Here is a 232-nt window from a genome sequence, read left to right as displayed (position 1 = left end):
GCTTGAGCATCACTGGGGCCGAAATGACCGAGCTGCCTGCGGTAATTGGCGACATGAAGCAGCTCACTGCGTTGAAGCTGCACGACAACGGCTTGCAGTTGACTGAACATAGCGCGGGCTTGGTGAGTAATCTCAATGCGCTGCAAGTGCTCGACCTGTCGAGTAATCCGCTGGGCGTAACGCCAGACTTCAGTGGCATGCCCCATTTAAGAGAGCTGAATCTGTATAGGAC

At 54.7% G+C, this 232-nt stretch carries 1 protein-coding gene; it reads left to right on the top strand.

The window, feature by feature from the left end; all coding sequences use genetic code 11:
• Nucleotides 1–23: 23 nt before the first annotated feature.
• The coding region (locus tag AAEZ05_RS30440; protein WP_350650419.1) for a hypothetical protein at nt 24–232 on the top strand (209 nt) is incomplete at its 3' end.

Source organism: Pseudomonas sp. HY13-MNA-CIBAN-0226 (assembly GCF_040310305.1).
GTDB lineage: Bacteria > Pseudomonadota > Gammaproteobacteria > Pseudomonadales > Pseudomonadaceae > Aquipseudomonas > Aquipseudomonas gregormendelii.
This window is presented reverse-complemented; position numbering and strand designations above follow the sequence as displayed.